Raw genomic sequence first — 18412 nt, forward strand, 5'->3', positions numbered from 1 at the left:
ATTGCCTTGGAGGGATCAGGATGGTAACTTGAGTTGTGTAACGGTCATTATCCTGAGAGTTGATTATTTGTTTTCTGTATTCTCTTTCTCCATTTCGATGTTGATAATCGTGTTGTCCCATTTGTTCATCTTTTGCGTGCCCAGGTCGACTAAGAAGCCGGGCCAGAATAAAATATTCCACAGGCAGGCATTGTTGAAAGTAGATTCCAGGACAAAGGGAGTGGTTTGGTATCCTTCCTTTTTGGCCAATAACTGTTTGTCTTCTCTTTTCTTTTTGATCTGGACGGTAACACTGTTGTCTTCTTTGATTTCCGCTATTTTCTGCTTGGTCGATGCTTCGTAGATTTTAGTTCCATTCATTCCCGTAAAGGTGATGTCTTGTTTGGAACTGCTGAATAGTGTACAGCAAGATGAACATGAAATGCAGATGGATACTAATAATAAAATCTTTTTCATAAATTAAGTTTTTGATGTTATATAATTATTTTCTCTGATATATTTATCTGTTTTGTGTAAAAGACGTTTTGGGGTTGTTTGATGTTGCTATGGGGTTGTTTTCATTGCCGGCAGGTGCCGAATCTTGATAAATAACTTTCAGCAGGCGTGCCCCCAGCAGAGGACGATAATGACCGGGATCATAGTAATGATGTATATCGGCTGTATATTCATTAGTTCCCGTGAAATCCCATACGGCAGAAGCACCCAGTATCTCCTTCATTCTTTTGATGTCTTCCCGGTTCGTTTTTTTCTGAAAATAATCCGGGCCGATGATGAATTTCAGGTTTGTATGATGCTTATCACAAATTTTTTTAATGGCACGAAGTACTTGAATCTGGCTGACAGACACAGCCGGCAGTTCTTCTTTGCCTGCATCCGTTCGTTTTTTGAATTCTTTTTCATGATGGGTCCAGTACAATTCGCCATCCTGTCCGATCTCTTTTTCTCTGGGATTGATAAAGTTGTTCGTGTAAGGTTCCCGAATGGGATCTCCCGGATTTATGACCCCTTTCATATAAGGAGCATACTTATGTCCGATCAGGTAGCCTATGTAAGGAATTGTTTTGTCAGGATAGAGGAATTCCTGCAAAAATCTCAGATGGAATCCCAACTGGCTGATACCGGCTGCCTCAGCCGAAAACAGATGGTCGTTTCCCGGCAGGGGCTTACTTCTGTCCAGTGCTTTTTTATCCAAAACGACTAATACATTTTTCAGAGGGGCACCTACGGAATCGAGCGCTTGAAGCTTCTGGCGCACACCGCCCAAGCTTTCCCAGTTGTCATAAAAGCGCACGGCATGATCGTCCTTATCCAGATACTTCTCCCATTCTCCTGTCAGGAATGCCATGGTACAGGAGTTGCCGAGTATAAACGAGTTATAGGCTATCGAATCACGATTCTGAAGATAATTCTGCCATCCCACATGCGCTTCGTTGAGCAGTACGGGAGAGTTATCGAATCGTTTGTAGGAGTGCAGCACCATATAAGGGTCGAAAATGAAATAGATGGCCACTATCGGGAAAAGCGGTAATGCCAATAACAGGAGTTTCAGGCAGAAACGTGTTTTGGGAGAGATTTTCGGTGAATGTAGCATGGGTGTAATTGGTTTCGGTTAAAATTGTAAATAGATAAAAGTTTCCGTATCGAACTTACCTAACATCAGCAGGGCGAATACCAGCAGATAGTAAACACTCCACCGTAGCCATGCGGGCTGGCGTTCGAGTGTTTCCATCAGGTTATATTTAGATGCATAATATTCATAGATCAATACCAGTAACAGGGCCGAACCTGCTACAATGCAATTGTGGTCGCGTATGCCGATGTTCATTTCCTTCCAGGAAGAATGTACTTCGAACGAGATGTTCCGTAAAAAATACCAGGCATCGCTCAATGATTGTACACGGAAGAAAATAAGTGAGAGCGCAAACAACAGATAGGTACGGATTATCAACAGGCTGTCGGATGCATATTTCCCGATATATTGGGGCAACTTATTGCGAAAAGCAGAGGTTTTCATTTCCCAGCAGATCAATATGCCCTGAATCAGTCCGTATATGGCGAAGGTTAATCCGGAGCCATGCCATAATCCCAATGCCAGAAAGGTGATGATAAGGCTGAAGTAGACTCCCCACTGTCCCCAGTTACGGGTACCGGCGGTTAACGGCACATAGAGATAATCGCGTACCCAAAAAGAGAGTGACATGTGCCAACGGCGCCAGAAATCGGCGGTGGAACGTGCGGCAAACGGGCGGTTGAAGTTTGGCGATAGCTTGATGCCGAACAGGTAGGCTCCTCCGATGGCAATGTCCGTATAGCCGGAGAAATCGGCATACAGTTCGATAGGATAGAGCAGGCAGGTCATCAGTAGTTGGACACCCGAAAGGTCATGGATCGAATGAAACATGATATCCGTCTGCGGGGCTATCTGATTGGCTATAAGCAGTTTCTTTATCAGTCCCAGCAAAATATATTTCAGTCCGGTCACTGCGTTCGAGTAGATGAACGGGCGAGGATCTTTCAGTTGTGGCAACAAGTCTCCACCCCGTTCGATGGGGCCGGAGAGGAATTTCATGAAGAAAAGCATATAGATCAGGAAATCTACCCAGTTTTTTTCGGCACGTTGCTCCTGCCAGTACACATCTGTCAGATAACCGATGGCCTGGAATGTGTAGAATGACATTCCCAGTGGAAAGATGATGTTATCTATCACTGTGCCATGGAGTAGGAGCCATCCGCCTATCAGACCGATGATTCCTGCGATATAGATTACTTTGGTCTTTTTCCCGGATTTCGCCCTGTTTTCCATCCATTGTGCCCAGAAGAAGGTGAACAGTGCCACCACTACTGCCGTCAACAGGAATGGCAGATAATACCATCCGATGAAGATGCAACTGGCTGCCAGTAGTATGAAGTTGCGGGCACGTCCTTTGACTGCATAGTAGAGAAAGAAACAGAGAGTAATCAGAGCCAGGAAACTAAAGGAGAGAAACTGCATGATTTATTCCATTTTGGTTAATAAGGCACTGCATAGGTCGCCGACATTCTTGAATTTAATTACTTCCCGAAAGTTGAAACGTACTCCGAAACGTTTCTCGATTTGGGCTATAATTTGCATATGGGTCAGTGAGTCCCAGCCATCTACATCTTGAGAGGTGGATGATTCGCTGATACAGACGTTGTCCTTCTTTAAAATATCACGGAAAATGCTTTGTAGTTGTTTTAATACTTCTTCTCGGTTCATATTTATATTGTTTTTAGAGTTCCTTCTCTCTTATCAGTTCAACAATTTTTTTTCGGTCTGTTTTATTGCTATTGGTTACCGGAAACTGAGGGATACAATGAATTTGTTTCGGTAACATGTATTGTGGCAGCTTTTCTTTCAGATATTCTATCAATTTGTTTTGGTCACATTCGGTCGTTTCGACTGCCAGATGCAGTTCGTTGCAAATTCCGTCACAGATTAACGGAAGGGCAGCCACGTTGCAAGGAGTCTTGAAAAACGACTGGGCGGTGTATTCTATTTCGCTTAGTTCTATTCTGAAGCCCTGTATTTTCACTTGATAGTCCTTACGGCCGCAATAAATGATATCCCCATCGTTGTCTAAAATACACAGGTCTCCGGTCCGGTAATAAATTTGTCCGTCAGGACGGTGTATTAGAGCCGATGCCGATTTTTCCGGATCATCCAGATAGCCTTTCATTACTTGCCGACCGGATACCCAAAGTTCTCCCGTCTCTCCCTGAGGCAGATCATTTCCTTCTTCGTCAACAATGATGACGCGGATACCGGGAAATGGTTTTCCGATAGCCACCATTCCGTTGTAATGCTTGCATGTGCCGGAAGCTGGAATACGGTAACAGGTACAGTAAATCGTAGCCTCTGTCGGGCCGTACAGGTTGACGAACTCTGCGTTGGGTACCGATTTTCTGAATCGTTCCAACAGTTCGGTTTGCGACGCCTCTGCCGATACTCCCAGATATTTCAGAGCAGGCAGGCTGATTTCATCGAAATAGGGTGAAAGAAGTTGTAATAGAGAGGGGGTGACCGTGGCGAAGGTCAGCTCGTACTTCTCCAGAAGTTCGAACACCTTGAAATGCTTTACATCCTGATGGGCCACTGTATAAACGGAAGCTCCTAAAGTCAGGGGATAAAGTAACGATACGACGGATACGTCAAATGTCAGCTCAAACATTTGTAACATGCGGTCGTGTTCATCCAGGTTCCAGTTAAGAGAATCGTATGCCTGATAAAAAGTGTTCAGATTGGCACGTGTGATGGGGACTCCTTTGGGTTCGCCTGTGCTTCCCGATGTAAAAATGATATAAGCGTTTCTTTCTTCTTCCGGCGGGTAGAATTGCAGCCTTGACAATTCCGACGGTGCTTTTTCCGACAGCTTGTCTGTGTTGATTACTCTGAAGAGGTCGGTTCCGAATGCCGGGCGTTCGACATGGCTTGTGCAGAGCAAAGTATGCAATCCGGCCAGTCCGGCTATTTTGAGATTACGTTCTTCCGGGTAAGCAGGATGCAGAATGACATATGTTTTTCCACTGGCCAGTACCGCCAGAATGGCTGCGTAGGTTTCAATCCGGTTTTCCGCAATGATCCCGATTCTTTCATCTTCTATCTCTGATAGCGAATGGGCGACGGAGGCTGTTATTTTGCCAAGTTGGGCATAAGTATAATGTTTATCGTCAATGATAAATGCTTCGTTTTCGGGATAACGTTGCATGGCGGAAAGAATATCATTGGTAATATCCTTCCGGGGAGATGTTGTCATATCCATTAGTTTTTATTCATGTTTTGGGTTTAGGAATTCCTTCTATCTTCTTGAGATCATTTATTAAAAAGACAGGGAAATGAACTGATCTCCCTACGGGCAATGAATTAAAGAACGTTAATTGTGTGATAACGCATTCTTAACCTTGCTTTCCTTCTTTAATTCGTTATATTTGCATTTTATCCGAATAGGGATTTTACTAAAACTGAAAATAATATGAAACCTGTAACCTTACCCTTATTTAAAAGTCTGTACTATGTTCTCTTTGCTACGGTAGTTGTGATAGTGCTTAGCGGTTGTGAGAAAGATGATGAAAATGAAATTCGTTTTTATACCGGTAATGGTTCTGAAGAGCGTCTCCTGGGAGAAGAGGGACTCTTGATGGATGTTTTGCAAACACCGGCTATGATTTTTCTGAAAGCTGCATCCGGAGATCAGATAAAAGTCCGTTCGGAAGATACTGCGGTGGTCGACGCTACGTATAATCCGGATTACTTAGGAAAAAGATGCATTGAAGTTCGTGTGGCTGGGGTTGGAAAAACTCATATCTGTGTATCTTATCGGGGAGAAGAGCATATTATTCCGGTGGCTGTTGCGTCCCGGTCTGTGGCTTATAGCGGACAATACCGCCTTGAAGGTTTCAGATGCTATCAAGGCAGTAGTAAAGGAGGCGTAGAAATCTTTCTGGAGATGGACAGTTATTGGGAAAGCCGTTTCAATAGTTCGGATGGATTTATTAAGGGTTTTCCAAATGATAAGATTGAGTTTATATCTGTTGATAAGTTGAGATTCTCTTCCGACTTTGAAGATGGTACTTCACTTTCATACGAAAAGTATTTTCAGATGCGGAATGATTCTCTTTTCATGCGTTCCCATGCCGAAAATCGTTGGGAATTTTATGGTAAGGTAAATCATAATGTCAATAGTGATCAATTACAGCTGACCTACTCAATTCATTTCTGGACTTACAGTTCAACCGGGCATTTCACTTCTTTTGGGAGGGGACATGATGGCGGCTTTATAGCCAACTATTCTGATTTTTTTTATTATTATCCTGTATTTGAAGATCTTAATCAGATGACATCTGAGAATGATGAAATAGCTTGGTGTAATGTTTCTTATAGTTTTGAATGACATAAACGACGCTCTCTTTATTGATACCTTTTATGGATTCTGGTAAGTCAGATTAGATTGTCCCTATTAAATCGTATAAAAAATCACAGAGAGTTGATGAACTAAATAAATATACAGTTTGTTATTTATCAGTAATTTTATGTTTAACTCTAAAACCTTAGTATTATGAAAAGATCTCTTGTCTTATTATGCGGTGCTGTCATGTCGGTACTTTCTTTCTATGCTTGTTCGTCTTCTGATGATTCGATGGTTACACCTCTGACAAGGTCAGATGCTGTTTCGGAGAAGATAGTTTTTCAAGATGACTTCAACCAGACAGATAGTATTCCCGACAAAACAAAATGGGGCTTGTGCAAAAAAGGCAGTCCTGTCTGGAGCAAATATTTATCCGAAAGTTATGATCAGGCTTATGTACACGATGGGAAGTTAGTACTGATTGCCGAGAAAGTGAATGGAGTATATAAGACGGGAGGGGTGCAGTCATTAGGTAAAGCAGAATTTCAATATGGTAAAATAGAGATATGTGCCCGTTTCACCAAGACGGCAAAGGGTGGATGGCCTGCCATCTGGATGATGCCTGCCAAACCCGTTTACAGTGGATGGCCTGCTTGCGGTGAAATAGATATTATGGAGCAGTTGAATCATGACGGCATTGTATATCAAACAATTCACAGCCACTACAAAAATGACTTGGGATTCACTAAGCCTGTTCCAACAAAAACAGTTCCTTACAATAAAGGGCAATTCAATGTATTTGGTATCGAGTGGACTCCCGAGTCTCTTACTTTTAAAGTGAATGGAGCTACCACTTTAGTCTATCCTAACTTGCATTTGGCCGATGAGAGCGTCAAAAAGCAATGGCCGTTCGATACTTCTTTTTATTTGATTTTAAATTATGCTTTGGGCGGTGCAGGTACTTGGCCTGGTACTATAATGGATAGTGAACTGCCTGCGAAGATGGAGATAGACTGGGTAAAAGTAAGTCAACCTGTGGATCGTTAACATTGTTAATGCATAATTTCCGTTTTTACTTTCACGAATATAAACAACAAGTCTTTTGCATGCAAAAGACTTGTTGTCTGTGTTTGAAGAACCAACTTTAATACAGTGTTAAAACTAACTTTCTATACTTAGATACCAAGTGTATTTATCTGTTTGGTTATAAATGCTTTGTCTTGATTCGATGTTCTGAACTCCCAAGAGAGTCTTGGCAAAGAGGAGATGGGGATAACTACTTTTTTATCAACTTCCGGATTTAAATTCTTTCTCTTTGATGTTCTGGTTTCTTTGATTATGTTACCTGATTTTTCCGTATCTGTGAAATCCGGAATCTCCATTAACGGGTTGTTGCATAAATGTTCTCGTAAATGGGTACTAAGGCGTCTTTCTCCAATATCCATTGGTTGGTGCGGGAGTTCATTTTGTATGCGTATTGGGCTATCAGTTGGTTATCACTGTTGGTAATGTATATATATTTTTCTGATGGGCTAAATGATTCTTTTTCTTTATTCCATACAGAATACTCTACCGAAGTTTCTGTTTCATACCGGGAGACAACCGTCAAAGATTCTTTTTCCCATGCGTTTTTAAATACATTCCATGTATAGGTGGATTTCACCGTTCTCTGATGGTCGGTATCGTAGCTGTATTTATGCATTTTTACCGGACTGAGTATGCCGGAAACAGGATTGTCCATAGAATATATTTCACGGCAGACGAGTCTTCCCTTTTCCATCGTATCATTATGGACAAACTGTTTGCCGTTGTTTGTTGCACAAGCAAATCCACATACCGAAACTAATGCTGCAGAGGCTAATACTCTTTTGAAAAATGTAATTGTTTTCATATCCTTTATTATTTAATTAGTTTATATCTTTCTTTGTTTATTAGACGTTGTTACTTGAATTTAAGTTGCACGGGTATACAATCTTTTTTCAGATTATTTTCTGTAGAGTAAGAATCAATAGGTATGCCAGAATTTAGAAGCTTCATTATTAATAGATTATAAAAAAACAGGGTGTCCACAATCGGACACCCTGTTCGTTTTTTCTTTCTTGTTTGTTCTAAATCAGATCGAGAACCAATGGAATATCATCGGAGGTAATACCTTTTCCTATGATGATATCCTCGTCCTTGCGGAACATCTCAAGGAACTGCTCTTTACTGCCATAGAGTTCTGCGGCTTTGGAGTAGAAAGGCACGGCTTTCTCTATATCTCCCAATGACCATGCCACATGACCGGCATTCAGGTAGTCTACCGGCATCGGCTTTTGGGCAATCACTTTATCATAGTACTTCATGGCTTGTTCACGTTTTCCTGTCATGAACGAACACCAACCGATGGCACGCCATGCTTTGATGCAATCACTTTCCAGGAAATCGAGTTTGAAGAAGTAGTTCAGTGCTTCTTCGTAGTTCCATGTCTCTGCCAGGCAGTTGCCAATATAGAAAATTACTTTTGTGTCTTCCGGCAATACTTCTTCCACTTTTCGGTAATATTCCAAAGCTTTGCGGAATTGTCGGTCGAGACGATAACAAATGGCTAAATGGCGATTAGTCCATAAGTTGTTCGGTTTGAGGGTATCTGCTTTCCGATAGGCTTCGATGGCTTGTGTATATCGTTTCAGTTTTTGCAGAGAGTAGCCCTGCTTTTGGTAAACTTCAGCTTCATTCTCTCGTGGGACCATGTAGGCGACTTTGTCATAGGCTTCGGCTGCTTTTTCCCAGTGCTCTTTTCTGAAGTGAAAGTTGGCTAAAGCCAGCAGGGCATCCGGGTTGAACAACATGTCTTCCAATGCCGGATTGCTGTACAGGCAGATGACCTCTTTGAACAAGTCGCGAAATTCCTGTCTTCGCATATTCAATTTGAAGAAGCGGTATAAGTCGTGCAGATATTGGTTACTTACCGTATCGGGGCGTTCGGAAAATTTCTTCAGTGTTTCGGCTTTCGACTGATCTGCCAATTCTTCCATTTGTTGTTCCGTGAGTTGGCTCAACATCATGTCACGCTGTGATTGCGGCAATTGCTGCATGGTGAAGAACAGCGAATACTTGTCACTGTTACAGAAGAAACCCGACTGCAAGATGATTTCCAACAGACTTCCTCCTTCTGTTTCCCGATTACGAAACTCTTTAATGACAGCCGATTGTTGCCTGTCGAAAGGATAGAACCAATTGGAGATTTCCCTGAAGAACGGATAGCTTTTGAGTTGTGCAAATGTGCTCATATATACATCGGCACCTTCCAGTTGCAATTCGTTCATTTCACGCAACTTGTCACCCAGTCCGGACTTCTCTATAGCATCGGCCCAGTCGGGATTGGTGTCATCTTTCTCTTCATCGGACTCTTCGAAACCAAACTTCATGTTGCGCATGGGAGACATGCTTTTCAGCATTTCGGGAATGATTTCCTCACGCATTTTTTTGTCGATTTTTTCCGTTTCCTGACTGAGAAGTATTTGGATATGTACGCGTAACAGTTCTTTTTCGAACGCGGTTTCTTCCATCAGTGCCGTGATACGTAAATTGATTTCCGGATAGAAATCGATACGTGGTGAATAGGTATGGAGAATGAAAGCGATTCCTACCAAAGCCCGCTGGCTGATCTGTACATTGGGGTGACGGTAAGCATCTATCAGCCACAGAAGTTTTCGGAGATCGAAACATTCCATCAGACTAAGGGTAACGGCACTTGTAAAAAGGCAAAGATCGTTCACCGGAAGTAATTCGGACTGAAGCATGGATTGTGCAGTTGTACTTTCTTCCGTACTCCAGTTGCTATTGGTCCAGGTTTGCAGGAACAGAATCCGCAGATTATCTTCGTGACGTTTTAAAACTTCATCCATGTTTTGATCCGAAATGAATCCGCTTACGGCCAGGTCATCATTGAACGATTCAAGCGTGTGTATCAGCATCTCCAGGGTAAGGGGAGAAAGTTCCTCAGTACGTCGCGTACGATATTGATGATAATAATGGCTTGATACACTGTCGAGTAGTGTAATACGTGCCTGATCGGTGATTTCAAGAGTATCGGCCAGCAATCTTTGATATAATTTCTTACGCTCCGGGTCTTCTACCCCCTGGCGCATGTATTGCAGCATATAGTTGTACGAAGTCTGTATCTGCTCCAGGCGGGTACGGAGCGACCATTCCGGACACTTCCAGAGGAATGATTCCAGTTGAGTCAGCGCCTCCTTCAGTCGTTTTTGTCCGATCAGGCGGAGGATGTATTGATATTGTTCGTTGATAAGTTGTTCGTTCATAATTTACTTTCGTTTATTGTTTCCAATCCAAGTGAGGCGTTTCCATAGGCCTTCGAAGGGACCATGTTTGAAGTGACCGAGCCACCAGGAACAGAAGGCCATTTGAAGAAGTACAAAAAGAATGCCAAAAAAGAAACTGTAAGTAATTCCTAAGAAACGTCCTAATTCAAACCCCCAGTGGTAGAAAAGAAGTGAGCCAATGACGGATTGTCCGATGTAGTTTGTCAGACTCATCTTGCCATACGAGGTGAAACGCATCAGGAATCTGCGGTCTTTGATACGGTAGAAAGTGATAAGCAGTCCGCTGACCAGCAATACCATGAAGCTGAGGTTGCTCAAAGAGCTTATGATCAGTTGCAAGGGAATCAGGAGGGCATCGCGCGTGATGAATCCCGGCAGCATGTTATTCAGACCATATAATGGAAAGAAACATAAGAGTGACATACCTAATGCTTTGAGCCAGCGTTGTTCGTTCTGTTCGCTATAAAGGAATAGTCCCTTACGTCCCACCAGCATACCGAAGAGGAAGAGGGCAGGCGTTTGCAGAATGCGTCCGTGCTCCAATGCCCAAGTCAGGTTGGCAAGTTGCCCTTCCCAGAGGTTCATGCGGATCGTTTCAAGGAAGGTACCGTTTTTCTGCACGTCGAAAGCAATCCCGAAGTAGTGGGAAGCCAGGCTGGGACCGGGTACATATTCCGGGTTGCAGAGAGCATAGATCACTTTGAACCAATCTATCGGTTGCAGGATAAGCAGGGTGGCGAAGATGGCTACACTGCGGCTACCGAGGCGACAGAACAGAGGGAGTATCAGACCGAGCATGGCATACATCGTCAGTATTTCACCTGTAAAAAAAGCAGCGTTGAACTGTCCGATGATGAACAGTAGCACCATCCGCCAGATGAACCGGAGGCGAAAATCTTTACCACGGCGTTGTTGGTTGTTATCCTGAATATAGAAACTGAAGCCTAACAGCAGGGCAAATACGGCATAAGCTTTGTTGCTGAAGACAAAAAAGAGCCCGTTCCAGATAGCTCTGTCGGTAAATTTCATCCATTCGCCGGGGATGGCATCCGGAAAGGAGTAGAAATTAAAATGTTCGATACTATGCAGGATGATGATCCCCATCACAGCCAGTCCTCTCAGTACATCGGCCACGTCTACACGGGCATTGGGTTCGCTGATTTTATGTTCCATTGATTATCGTTTTAGAATCTTACCTGTACCTGCGCCTGAAACAGGTTACTGTCTTTTCCCTTATTCCGGTCGCAAAAAGTATATTGTGCTTGCAATCTGCATTTGGGATAGAACCAATATTGCAGTCCGGCTATGTAATTCGTCTGTTTTCGGCCGATGGCTTTATCTGCGTTGAAATAGTCATACGAAGCTACGAGGTCGAAGTTGCGTAGGAGCCGGCAACTTCCGGTGGCATAAAAACCGTCACTTTTCACAGTTCCGTCTTTTCCCGCCAGATATTCGGAACGGAGGCTGAACGGGCTTGCCGTGATGATACCTCCTATACTCCAGCGGTTTTTGGTGTAGTTTTCCCCTGCCGGGATACCGGTTATTTCCGAATCGGCGACGGCATGTCCTGTTCCTTTTATAAACGAACCGCCTACCGACAGCCATTTCAGTGGATTTACCATCAGATTGCCGATGATATCTTTTTGATTGTTTTTATCTTTGATATTGAGTCCTTGTCCGTTCATCACCGCCAGTTTGTAGTATAGCAGGTCGTTCAGTAATCCTCCGTGGATCATCGCACCGATGTCGCGTCCCGATGTCATGCCACAAGCTACGTCACTGCCGCTTACCCCTGCCAGATAACACACAGATTGTGAGTAGCAGTTAATCAGTTCCACTGTCGTGGGTGATAATTCGTTCTCGATCGTATAAGGGACTTTAAATTCTCCGATGCGGGCTTTCAGTCCGGGTAGAATCTGATAATCGGTATAAACCTCGAGCAGCATACCTCCATTGTAAAAGTCGTACATGAAATCGCAGGTCCAACGGTCGGTGATTCGTCCGTGAGCCATGAAGATGATTCGTTTGATGTCGAATGTATTGGTTTTCTTCGCTGCATCGTCATAAGTATATCCCAGTTGCGCATATCCGGCAAGGGTGATCCGTTCTTTTAGCGTATTGACGACTTTGTTTACCGTCATACCCTCTTTTTTTTCCTGTGCATTCAGGTTGCCGCTTGCCAGTAGCAGCAGCACAAGTGTTAATAGGAATGTGTTTTTCATCTTTACTTTGTTGTATTTATTATGGTTTGAATTGGCCGGGAATGAAGGTCGTATCTACTAAGTTTTCACCCTGATAGTTACCGGGGATTGCTCCTTTGTTCTTCAGCCAGGCAATAGCTTTTTCTATGTCGTGAGAAGACGGACACATGGCAGGTCGATAATCGGGCAAGTCCACCTGGGCAGCCACTGTTTCCGGCAGTCCGAATTCTTGTGTTAATATCTCCCCCCATTTATCCCGGGGATAGGTTTGCAGGTATTTCACGCCTAGATTGTATCCGGTGATAAACCTCCTTATTTCTTCGTTTTTTTCTTTGATGGCCTCTTCTGTGAAGGCCGTTCCGGCGGAATGTATCCCCATTTGGACTGTATTTAGCAATACTGTGTGTCCGTCGTTTACCGCGATTGCCGTTGCCGGACCGGGCAAGAAAGATGCTGTGATCTGTCCGTTTTCCAACATCATCAGCCTCAAAAAAATGTTGTTGATTTCGGGTTTGTTCGCTTCACCGGGAGTAAGACGGGCCTGTTTCATTACTTCGTCGGTGGCATACTCTATCAGGGTATTGCAAGAGATGGCAATGTTTTTCCCTTTTAGGTCTTCCGGATTCCTGACATCATATTTTTTGCTTGTTATCAGGCTAAGGCAGCCATCATTTTCCATAACCAGACGCAAACGGGCTCCTTTGGTCTGTAAAAGGGCGGCACACGGATAGTCGGTGAGCATACCATCCAGTTTGCCCGATAAGAAAGCAGCGTCACGATCGGTTGCCGAGGCATAAGTGATGAAGTTGACTTTTATATCCAGCGAATCATAAACACCGTAACGGGCGGCAATCAGATGAGACAGTCCGTCGAAAGAAGGCATTAGTCCGAAAGTCAGAGGCTGAAGTTCGGATGACAGTGTATGTCCCTCTTTTTTGTCTGCACAGGCTGATAAAAGAAGCAGTAGTATGATGCTGAAAAAGGGTTTCACTCTTGACTTTTTCCTTTTAAAAAAGGCAACTCCGTGAGGGGCTGCCTTTTCTGTTTTATAGTGATTCACTTTAGTCTTATTCCTGAATAGCGGCAATACCCGGAAGAACTTTTCCTTCGATTGCTTCAAGCAATGCTCCACCGCCGGTAGAAACATAAGATACACCGTTTGCCAGACCGAACTTGTTGACACAAGCTACAGAGTCGCCACCGCCGACGAGTGAGAAAGCCCCGTTCTTAGTAGCCTCTACGATAGCTTCGCCTACCGAGCGTGAACCGTGAGTGAAGTTTTCGAATTCGAATACGCCTGTCGGACCGTTCCAAAGGATAGTCTTGGAATTCTTGATCACTTCGGCAAAGATTTCTTCTGATTTAGGACCGATGTCAAGACCTTCCCATCCGTCAGGAATTTCATTCACAGGACAGAATTTAGTGTTGGCATCGTTAGAGAAAGAGTCGGCGATCTTAGCGTCAACAGCCAATACCAGATTTACACCTTTGTCTTTAGCCTTTTGCATCAGTTCGCGGGCGAGATCCAGTTTGTCATCTTCGCAGATAGACAGACCGATCTGTCCACCCATAGCTTTGGTGAAAGTATATGTCATACCGCCTGTGATGATCAGGTTGTCTACCTTGTTCAGCAGGTTTTCGATGATTTCGATCTTAGAAGACACTTTAGAACCACCCATGATGGCTGTAAACGGACGTTTGATATCGTTCAATATCTTGTCAACGGCCTTCACTTCTTTCTCCATCAAGTAACCGAACATCTTATTGTTCACATCGAAGTATTTGGCGATCAACGCCGTAGAAGCGTGTGCACGGTGAGCTGTACCGAATGCGTCGTTTACGTAGCAGTCAGCGTATGAAGCCAGTTTCTTTGTAAATTCTTTCTGGCTTTCTTTCACGGCTTTCTTGGCAGCAGCTTTTTCTTCGTCGGTTGCGTCTTCAGCCAGTCCTCTCGGTTTGCCTTCTTCCTCAGCGTAGAAACGGAGATTTTCGAGCAACAGCACTTCGCCCGGTTGTAAAGCGGCAGCTTTCACGGCAGCTTCTTCGCCCATGCAGTCGTTAGCAAACTGAACTTCAACGCCCAGCAGTTCTGACACGTGCTTAACGATATGTTTCAGAGAGAATTTGTCGGCAACGCCTTTCGGGCGGCCCAGGTGAGAGCCGATGATGATGCTGCCACCGTCTGCCAGAATCTTCTTTAGCGTAGGAAGTGCAGCACGGATACGAGTGTCGTCTGTAATGTTGAAGTTTTCGTCCAAGGGTACATTGAAGTCCACGCGAACGAATGCCTTTTTACCGGCAAAATTGAAATTGTCAATTGTCTGCATAATACTTTATTTATTTACTTTAAAAGTGTTAGTTTCTTTTATGATGACCGCAAAGTTAGTATTAATTTCTCTTTTTTGCTATGAAATCGTTATTTATTCTTCCTCTTCGGTGTGTCTTTGCTAACTTTATACTTCTCACAGTAATATTTACACATTAATTGCAAACCACAGGTTTCACATTTGGGTGTACGTGCCTGGCAGACATAACGTCCGTGTAGAATAAGCCAGTGGTGAGCGATGGGAATCAATTCGTTGGGGATGTTTTTCGTCAGTTCTTTTTCTACACTGAAAGGAGTCGTGCAGGCATCACCCACGAGTCCGATGCGGTGGCTCACTCGGAATACATGTGTGTCTACAGCCATGGCCGCCTTGTTGAATACGACAGACTGGATGACGTTGGCTGTTTTGCGTCCCACTCCGGGCAGTTTGATCAGTTCTTCAAGGGTACCGGGCACTTCGCTGTTAAAGTCACTCACCAGCATTCGTGCCATGCCTACCAAGTGTTTTGACTTATTGTTAGGGTAAGAGACACTGCGGATGTACTCGAATATCACTTCCGGAGTAGTAGCGGCCAGTGCTTCCGGGGTGGGGAAGTCTTGATAGATTTTCGGGGTGATCATGTTCACCCGCTTGTCAGTACATTGTGCGGAGAGGATAACGGCAATCAGCAGTTCGTACGGGTTGTTGTAATGCAGTTCCGTTTCGGCTACGGGTACATTCTCCTGAAACCAGGCGATTACTTTTTCATAACGTTCTTTCTTTGTCATCTTAATTTGTTCTTATGATAATGAGGTGCGACTTTCAAGTTAAAATAGAAGGTGGAGATCACTGTCAGGCAGGCTCCGAAGAGATAGGCCATGTCAAACGAGGTAAATTGGGCGATATAGCCGCCCAGAACCAGACCGATTCCGATGCCTACATCCCACGAGGTGAGATAGGTGGAAGTGGCTGTGCCGCGTTGGCTGTTCGGAGCCAAGTTGACAAACAGCGTGTTGAAGGCTGGAAACATGGTGCCAAACCCGACTCCCAGCAGCAGTGCTACCATGAAGAAAAGCACATCGGTTAGTTCGGGATTTATCTGCATCAGTTTGTCACAGGCAGAAAGAGTGAAGAAACAAATGCACACCAGATAAAGTCCCAGAGTGATAACCTGCGTGATGTGTCCCTTGTCCACCTGCCGTCCGGAGAACATACGTGAGACGGCCATGCCTATTGCCATGAACGTAAAGAACAGACCGGAGCTGAGTGTGATTCCTATTTCTTTGGCATACATGGCTATGTAAGTGCTTGTCATGCCATAGGGGATAGATAGCAAGAGCAGGGCAACGCCGGCCGGTATACCTTTTATTAAAACGAAGCGGTCAAGTGAGATTGGCTCCCGCTTGACCGGTTGCTTGACAGGAGTCTTCACCAGACATGCAGCTACAAAACCGGCTGTGCCGGAGAGGAGTGAGCAGAGGAAGATGGTTTCGAATGAACAAGTGTCGTGCATGAAAAGCCCGATCATCGGTCCGAAACTCATGGCGGTGTTGTTCATCAGTCCGTAGTAGCCTACTGCTTCTCCTCGTCGTGAAGAAGGAGTGATGTCGATTACAATGGTGTTTCCTGCTACGGTCACCATACCGAAGGCCAGTCCGTGCACTACACGGAGCATAATGAATAATGACAGTATTCCCGCCAGGATGTATCCCGCGAACACGGTTATGAACACGAAATAAGCGATCAGATAGAGCGGTTTGCGTGCCAGTGTGTCCAGTAGATAGCCTGAAAAGGGGCGAATACAGAGCGAGGCCACAGTGTAGCATGATAAAATAACGCCTACTGCCGCATTTCCGGTTTGGAAAACTTCAGTCAGATAGAAAGGCAGTACAGGCAGAATCAAGTAGAAGGCAAAGTACAAAAGGAAGTTTGCTGCCAGTATCAAGACATAACCGGGAGTGACAAGCCTATCTTTCATTATGGTTTCATAATTAACAGTTGGACGATTTGCGATTGGAAGCCACTTCATCCTGTGAAGAACACGAAGTTTGAAGCGAATTAGACGATTTACTCTCTACACATCTTTCTTACCTCCTTCATGTCGGGAAGTAATTTCAATTGTAAATTGTAAATCGCCTGATCGTAAATCAATATGCCGCTTCGAATTCCTTTAGGAAACGGGTATCGTTTTCGGAGAACATCCGGAGGTCCTTCACCTGATATTTCAAGTTTGTGATACGTTCGATACCCATACCTAAGGCATAGCCACTGTAGACTTTGCTGTCAATTCCGTTGGCATCAAGCACATTGGGGTCTACCATGCCGCATCCCAGGATTTCCACCCATCCGGTATGTTTGCAGAAAGGGCAACCTTTTCCGCCGCAGATGTTACAGCTGATGTCCATCTCAGCACTGGGTTCTGTGAACGGGAAGTAGGATGGACGCAGGCGGATTTTTGTATCGGCACCGAACATCTCCTGGGCGAAGAGAAGCAACACCTGTTTCAGGTCGGTGAAAGAAACATCTTTGTCCACATACAGTGCCTCCACCTGGTGGAAGAAGCAGTGTGCACGATAGCTGATGGCTTCGTTACGGTAAACGCGTCCCGGGCAGATGATGCGGATAGGTGGTTGTGAAACTTCCATTACGCGACTCTGCACCGACGAAGTGTGTGTGCGTAGTAGCACGTCGGGGTGTGATTCGATGAAGAATGTATCCTGCATGTCGCGTGCCGGATGATCTTCGGCAAAGTTAAGTGCTGAGAACACGTGCCAGTCATCTTCGATTTCCGGACCCTCGGCGATGTTGAATCCCAGACGGGCAAAGATATCGATGATTTCATTGCGTACAATGGAGAGCGGGTGACGTGTGCCCAGTTCCACAGGGTAAGCCGAACGGGTCAGGTCCAGATCGTCCTGTCCGTTGTCTTGGTTGTCGAACTGTTCTTTCAGTGCGTTGATTTTCTCTTGTGCTTTAGTTTTCAGCTCGTTGAGCCTCATGCCGACTTCTTTTTTCTGTTCGGCAGCCACGTTACGGAAATCTGCCATCAAGTCGTTGATGGCTCCTTTCTTGCTAAGGTATTTGATGCGGAGAGCTTCGAGTTCTTCGGCATTGGCAGCCTTCAAGGCTGCTACCTCTTCAAGAAGTTGATTAATCTTAGCTATCATATCTTGCGATTTATTGTTATTCGGTTTTTCTTTAAATTGCTGCAAAAGTAACAATAATATTGCAATCAAAGGAGATAGAAAGAAATAAAATGTGTCAGTCGGCTGAATTCATCACAGAGTACTTGGGGTACACAAAGGAGAAACAAAGAAGTGAAACTCTATGATAAAGGAAAAAGATGTTTCTTTGGTAATTACTTTATGACTTCTGTGGCTTTTCAGTTTTTCATTGGTGTATAATAATCAGAAGGGTAGAGATGTTTTTCTTTCTTTTTTCGGTTTGTTGATACTTCAAGATAAGTTCGGGCAGTGAGTCGGTAACGTGCATGCCTTTCAATGGTTTTCCAACCGCTACCATATTGACATATATAAGAGATAAAATAAAAATAACTTTCTTTTTTTTACAAATAATAGGTTGTTCTGTGAAAAATGATTATTTTAGCCGATGCGAGGGAGTGATTGGGCACGATAGCTATTCTTTTCGTCATAAGGTGAATTACGGATGCTTCGGATCTTATGTACAATCTTGCAGACCTTAAATTGTATGGA

General features: G+C 44.2%; 16 protein-coding genes. 2 read left to right on the forward strand and 14 right to left on the reverse strand.

What is annotated here, in order from left to right:
• Window positions 1-63 precede the first annotated feature (63 nt).
• Genes QK890_RS12335 through QK890_RS12355 form a run of 5 tightly spaced genes read right to left on the reverse strand, consistent with a single transcriptional unit; the run spans window position 64 to window position 4775 of the window.
• Entirely contained in the window at window positions 64-456 is a 393-nt protein-coding gene (locus QK890_RS12335; RefSeq protein ID WP_005807659.1) for a hypothetical protein, read from the reverse strand.
• A gap of 43 nt (window positions 457-499) precedes the next feature.
• A complete protein-coding gene (locus QK890_RS12340; protein WP_367627362.1) occupies window positions 500-1591 on the reverse strand; it encodes a hypothetical protein in 1092 nt (363 codons plus the stop codon).
• An 18-nt stretch (window positions 1592-1609) separates the two neighbouring features.
• The gene (locus tag QK890_RS12345; RefSeq protein ID WP_223126647.1) at window positions 1610-2992 is read right to left on the reverse strand and encodes an MBOAT family O-acyltransferase; all 1383 of its coding nucleotides are present in this window, start codon (window positions 2990-2992) and stop codon (window positions 1610-1612) included.
• Between the two features lie 3 nt (window positions 2993-2995).
• Window positions 2996-3238 carry an acyl carrier protein gene (locus tag QK890_RS12350; RefSeq protein WP_005807656.1) on the reverse strand — a complete coding sequence of 81 codons (243 nt, stop codon included), beginning with the start codon at window positions 3236-3238 and terminating at the stop codon, window positions 2996-2998.
• Between the two features lie 13 nt (window positions 3239-3251).
• On the reverse strand, window positions 3252-4775 hold the full coding sequence (locus QK890_RS12355; RefSeq protein WP_367627363.1) for an amino acid adenylation domain-containing protein: 1524 nt from the start codon (window positions 4773-4775) through the stop codon (window positions 3252-3254).
• A gap of 216 nt (window positions 4776-4991) precedes the next feature.
• On the opposite strand from QK890_RS12355, the gene QK890_RS12360 reads away from it, so the two are divergent.
• On the forward strand, window positions 4992-5909 hold the full coding sequence (locus QK890_RS12360; RefSeq protein ID WP_367627364.1) for a hypothetical protein: 918 nt from the start codon (window positions 4992-4994) through the stop codon (window positions 5907-5909).
• A 165-nt stretch (window positions 5910-6074) separates the two neighbouring features.
• The gene (locus QK890_RS12365) at window positions 6075-6911 is read left to right on the forward strand and encodes a glycoside hydrolase family 16 protein (RefSeq protein WP_367627365.1); all 837 of its coding nucleotides are present in this window, start codon (window positions 6075-6077) and stop codon (window positions 6909-6911) included.
• A 334-nt stretch (window positions 6912-7245) separates the two neighbouring features.
• On the opposite strand, the gene QK890_RS12370 is transcribed toward QK890_RS12365, so the two are convergent.
• The 9 genes from QK890_RS12370 to pheS form a co-directional block, all read right to left on the reverse strand.
• Window positions 7246-7755, reverse strand: a complete 510-nt coding sequence (locus tag QK890_RS12370) for a DUF3836 domain-containing protein (protein ID WP_220390709.1) — start codon at window positions 7753-7755, stop codon at window positions 7246-7248.
• Between the two features lie 217 nt (window positions 7756-7972).
• Window positions 7973-10171: a tetratricopeptide repeat protein gene (locus QK890_RS12375; protein ID WP_367627366.1), complete on the reverse strand. Its 2199-nt coding sequence runs from the start codon at window positions 10169-10171 to the stop codon at window positions 7973-7975.
• A gap of 3 nt (window positions 10172-10174) precedes the next feature.
• On the reverse strand, window positions 10175-11365 hold the full coding sequence (locus QK890_RS12380; RefSeq protein WP_367627367.1) for a DUF418 domain-containing protein: 1191 nt from the start codon (window positions 11363-11365) through the stop codon (window positions 10175-10177).
• Window positions 11366-11376: 11 nt separating this feature from the next.
• Entirely contained in the window at window positions 11377-12414 is a 1038-nt protein-coding gene (locus tag QK890_RS12385; protein WP_220576899.1) for an OprO/OprP family phosphate-selective porin, read from the reverse strand.
• 19 nt (window positions 12415-12433) lie between these two features.
• Window positions 12434-13453 carry an ABC transporter substrate-binding protein gene (locus tag QK890_RS12390; RefSeq protein WP_367627408.1) on the reverse strand — a complete coding sequence of 340 codons (1020 nt, stop codon included), beginning with the start codon at window positions 13451-13453 and terminating at the stop codon, window positions 12434-12436.
• Between the two features lie 7 nt (window positions 13454-13460).
• Window positions 13461-14720: a phosphoglycerate kinase gene (gene pgk, locus QK890_RS12395; protein ID WP_005807633.1), complete on the reverse strand. Its 1260-nt coding sequence runs from the start codon at window positions 14718-14720 to the stop codon at window positions 13461-13463.
• A gap of 89 nt (window positions 14721-14809) precedes the next feature.
• A complete protein-coding gene (nth, locus tag QK890_RS12400) occupies window positions 14810-15487 on the reverse strand; it encodes an endonuclease III (RefSeq protein ID WP_005780583.1) in 678 nt (225 codons plus the stop codon).
• Window positions 15484-16677, reverse strand: coding sequence for an MFS transporter (locus tag QK890_RS12405; RefSeq protein ID WP_234058523.1), 1194 nt, complete (start codon window positions 16675-16677; stop codon window positions 15484-15486). Before QK890_RS12405 ends, nth begins: the two co-directional genes overlap by 4 nt.
• 169 nt (window positions 16678-16846) lie before the next feature.
• A complete protein-coding gene (gene pheS / locus QK890_RS12410) occupies window positions 16847-17866 on the reverse strand; it encodes a phenylalanine--tRNA ligase subunit alpha (RefSeq protein WP_005780578.1) in 1020 nt (339 codons plus the stop codon).
• Window positions 17867-18412 lie beyond the last annotated feature (546 nt).

Origin of the sequence: Bacteroides sp. NGMCC 1.200775 (assembly GCF_040798045.1) — a bacterium.
GTDB lineage: Bacteria > Bacteroidota > Bacteroidia > Bacteroidales > Bacteroidaceae > Bacteroides > Bacteroides hominis.

Excerpts from the sequence above, each read along its gene's own strand:
- QK890_RS12340 (WP_367627362.1), bottom strand. The coding sequence starts at position 1,591 with ATGCTACATTCACCGAAAATCTCTCCCAAAACACGTTTCTGCCTGAAA.
- QK890_RS12405 (WP_234058523.1), bottom strand. The coding sequence starts at position 16,677 with ATGAAAGATAGGCTTGTCACTCCCGGTTATGTCTTGATACTGGCAGCA.
- QK890_RS12355 (WP_367627363.1), bottom strand. The coding sequence starts at position 4,775 with ATGACAACATCTCCCCGGAAGGATATTACCAATGATATTCTTTCCGCC.
- QK890_RS12335 (WP_005807659.1), bottom strand. The coding sequence starts at position 456 with ATGAAAAAGATTTTATTATTAGTATCCATCTGCATTTCATGTTCATCT.
- QK890_RS12350 (WP_005807656.1), bottom strand. The coding sequence starts at position 3,238 with ATGAACCGAGAAGAAGTATTAAAACAACTACAAAGCATTTTCCGTGAT.
- QK890_RS12380 (WP_367627367.1), bottom strand. The coding sequence starts at position 11,365 with ATGGAACATAAAATCAGCGAACCCAATGCCCGTGTAGACGTGGCCGAT.
- nth (WP_005780583.1), bottom strand. The coding sequence starts at position 15,487 with ATGACAAAGAAAGAACGTTATGAAAAAGTAATCGCCTGGTTTCAGGAG.
- QK890_RS12365 (WP_367627365.1), top strand. The coding sequence starts at position 6,075 with ATGAAAAGATCTCTTGTCTTATTATGCGGTGCTGTCATGTCGGTACTT.
- QK890_RS12360 (WP_367627364.1), top strand. The coding sequence starts at position 4,992 with ATGAAACCTGTAACCTTACCCTTATTTAAAAGTCTGTACTATGTTCTC.
- QK890_RS12375 (WP_367627366.1), bottom strand. The coding sequence starts at position 10,171 with ATGAACGAACAACTTATCAACGAACAATATCAATACATCCTCCGCCTG.
- QK890_RS12345 (WP_223126647.1), bottom strand. The coding sequence starts at position 2,992 with ATGCAGTTTCTCTCCTTTAGTTTCCTGGCTCTGATTACTCTCTGTTTC.
- QK890_RS12370 (WP_220390709.1), bottom strand. The coding sequence starts at position 7,755 with ATGAAAACAATTACATTTTTCAAAAGAGTATTAGCCTCTGCAGCATTA.
- QK890_RS12385 (WP_220576899.1), bottom strand. The coding sequence starts at position 12,414 with ATGAAAAACACATTCCTATTAACACTTGTGCTGCTGCTACTGGCAAGC.
- pheS (WP_005780578.1), bottom strand. The coding sequence starts at position 17,866 with ATGATAGCTAAGATTAATCAACTTCTTGAAGAGGTAGCAGCCTTGAAG.
- pgk (WP_005807633.1), bottom strand. The coding sequence starts at position 14,720 with ATGCAGACAATTGACAATTTCAATTTTGCCGGTAAAAAGGCATTCGTT.